Below are 2,288 nucleotides of genomic sequence, written 5' to 3'. Positions count from 1 at the left end.
ATCCGGGGGCAAGAGGGCTCCTTCGGCGGAAAAGGACGGTGTGGGCTCCCCGGAACGGGCCGGGAAACCGGTCCGTTCCGGACGACGGGACGGATGGTCGTCGGTCCCGCCGGCACGGTGTCGGGCCGACGGGGCCGACGGGGCCGACGAGCCGACGTGTCGGAAGGGGTACGGGCCGGGGCCCGGAGTCGGAGACGACGGCTGGCGGCACCGGTCAGGGCGTTCCGCCCCCACCGGTCACCGGTCGTTCCAGCATCATGAGGGCCGCGAGCTTGTCGGGGAGGCGGATCTCCCGGTCGAGGCGGAAACCCGCCCGTCGGAAGGCCGCCACCGACGGACCGTTGCGCACGTCGGGTTCGGCCACCACCCGGGAGCACCTCGGGCGTCGCCTCAGGATCAGCTCCGCCACGCCCCGCAGCAGGGCGGTGCCGGTCCCCCGCCCCCGGTACCGGGACGGGCCGATGAGCAGGTGCACCCCGGTGTCGTGCGGGCGGACCGGGCAATGCCTCGCCAACGGGTCCAGGTCCGCGCGGTAGATCTCCCAGTAGCTCATCGGTTCCCCGTCGAGCACCCCGAGGCAGGGCACGCTGCGGCCGTCGCCCTCCAGTTGGGGACGCAGGTGGTCCAGGACGCGTTCGGCGGGCCCCGCCAGGTCCCAGAACTCGGCCACCACGGGGTCGTTCATCCAGGCCGTCAGCAGTCCCAGGTCCCGCCCGGGGCGCACCGGCACCAGGTGCAGGACGCCAGGGCCGGTGGTGACCGGCCCCCAGTCGACCGGATCGTCCAGGAGCTCCGAGCGGCCGGCCGTGACGGGGTCGGGGTAGGACCCGGAGTGGATGTCGAGCGTCGGCAGGTCGAGGGTGTCCGCCTCGTCGGGTCCGCCGTCCCCGGCGGCGGGGGTGGTGCGGGAGTCGGTCACGGCCGTTCCCCCCTCCCGGCGTCTACCAGCGGGTTGCGCCACGGCACATACACCGACTGGCCGTCCACCGGGCCCTCCAACTCGTCCATGTCGTGCACCCGGGTCAGCAGGTTCGCCTTGCACGGCAGCGGGTCCAGCTCCAGCAGCCGCCGCGCGGTGGTCGAGGCGGGGCGGCCCCCCTCCGGCCGGGCCCGGGTGCGCAGGAAGTCCGCGACCAGGCGCAGCGCCCGGTCCTCGTCCAACAGGCGTTGCGAGCCCATCGCCCCCACCAGCCCCAGAACGTGGTTGATGCCCAGGTAGTAGGAGAAGCGCTCGTCGGTCACCGCGTCGGTGACGAAGGTGTCGGACTCCACGCCGATCCCCGGCAGCAGCCGGTCCAACTCCTCGCGGCGGGACTCGCGGAAGTAGTACCCCTGGTTGTCCCGGTACCAGCCCCCGTCGGGGAAGCCCTCGGAGTCCAGGCGGACGAGGGTGTTCTGCTGGTGGGCCTCCAGCGCGACGCCGACCACCGCGTCCAGCCACAGAACGGGGGCGACCACCGTCCGCAGGTGCCGCCGGAGCCACTCGGCCGCCGTGTCGGGGATCGACCGGCCCGTCCGGGCGGCGGCCTCCTCCAGGATCACCCCCAGGCGGGAACGCAGTTCGCCCGCCGGGCGCTCCGGCCACGGCCGGGGCGCCAGCAACCCGGCGAGACAGGCGACATCCTGCCCGGAACCGAACGGGTTGAGCCGCAGGGCGGTGTCCAGGCCGGTGACCGGCGTTCCGTCGGGGGTGTCCACGCCCAGCCAGGCGGGGTCCCGCAGCACGTCGAACCCGGCGCCCTCCGTCGTGGCGGCCCGCCAACGGGCCCCCGCTCCGGCTTCCAACAGGCGGTGCACCTCGCGTCCCCGCAGCATCTCCTTGCGCAGGTTCTCCCGACGGGAGTTGGTGATCCGCAGCCCGAGGGAGAGCTTGAGCATCACGGGGGCGTCGGCGCGGAAGACCGTGCGCACCGAGGATGTGGGGAACCAGGGCGCCCCGTGCGGGCCCAGGTCGTGCAGCAACCCGGCCTCCATCAGGGCGGCGGTCGCGGGACGGTTCGGCAGGTCCCGGGCCTGCCAGGGGTGCAGGGGCAGGGGGATCGTGCCGGTCGGCGCGTCGGGAAGGGGACCCGCCAGGCGGCGCACGATCTCCTCCGCCGGCACGGTGCGACCGTCCTCCTCCAGGGAGGATCCGGAGGCGAGGACCTTGGGATCGACGGCGAACCAGTGCAGCGGGAAGGAGCCGCGCGACTCCGGCGAACAGGCCACCGCCTCGTGCCCCGTCAGCCCCTCCCGGCTCTTGGGGGTGGGGTGCAGGGGATGCCCGAGCACCAGGGCCTGTTCGGCGT

2 protein-coding genes are annotated in these 2,288 nt (G+C 74.2%); both read right to left on the bottom strand.

Annotated elements, in window-relative coordinates:
• Positions 1 to 214 precede the first annotated feature (214 nt).
• The gene (locus FNQ90_RS20205; RefSeq protein ID WP_323380092.1) at positions 215 to 919 is read right to left on the bottom strand and encodes a GNAT family N-acetyltransferase; all 705 of its coding nucleotides are present in this window, start codon (positions 917 to 919) and stop codon (positions 215 to 217) included.
• Positions 916 to 2,288, bottom strand: a 1,373-nt coding sequence (locus FNQ90_RS20200; RefSeq protein ID WP_182607662.1) for an IucA/IucC family protein, incomplete at its 5' end; no start/stop codon positions are given. The genes FNQ90_RS20200 and FNQ90_RS20205, both read right to left, overlap by 4 nt.

Source organism: Streptomyces alkaliphilus (genome assembly GCF_014141535.1).
In the GTDB taxonomy this organism is placed as follows: domain Bacteria; phylum Actinomycetota; class Actinomycetes; order Streptomycetales; family Streptomycetaceae; genus Streptomyces; species Streptomyces alkaliphilus.
The sequence above is the reverse complement of the archived record's forward strand: the minus strand, read 5'-3'. Positions and strand labels throughout refer to the sequence as shown.